General features: G+C 53.1%; 1 protein-coding gene. It reads left to right on the top strand.

Translation table 11 applies throughout. The features are described from left to right. Nucleotides 1-416, top strand: a 416-nt coding sequence (locus F7Q90_RS26130; protein ID WP_151161216.1) for an ATP-binding cassette domain-containing protein, incomplete at its 5' end; no start/stop codon positions are given. Nucleotides 417-437: the final 21 nt, after the last annotated feature.

Genomic DNA, 437 nt, shown 5'->3' with positions numbered 1-437 from the left:
ATCAGCCCACCCTTTCAGGCGTGCAGCGCGAACAGCAGGTGAAAGCCGTTATGATGGAAGTCGGCCTGGATCCTGAAACGCGGCATCGCTATCCCGCTGAGTTTTCCGGCGGACAGCGTCAACGTATCGCCGTCGCCAGGGCGCTGATTTTAAAACCATCGCTCATTATCCTGGATGAACCGACCTCATCGCTGGATAAAACCGTTCAGGCGCAGATTCTTTCCCTCCTGAAATCGCTACAGCAAAAGCATCGTCTGGCCTATGTCTTCATTAGCCATGATCTGCATGTAGTCCGCGCGCTGTGCCATCAGGTTATCGTACTGCGGCAGGGGGAAGTGATTGAACAGGGACAATGCGAGCGCGTGTTTACCGCACCGCAACAAGCATATACGCGTCAGCTACTTGCGTTAAGCTGACGCTTAAAAAGGATTATTGTT

Source organism: Pantoea stewartii subsp. stewartii, from assembly GCF_008801695.1.
Lineage (GTDB): Bacteria > Pseudomonadota > Gammaproteobacteria > Enterobacterales > Enterobacteriaceae > Pantoea > Pantoea stewartii.
Note: the sequence above shows the minus strand (reverse complement) of the source record. Positions and strands in the feature narration are given on the sequence as shown.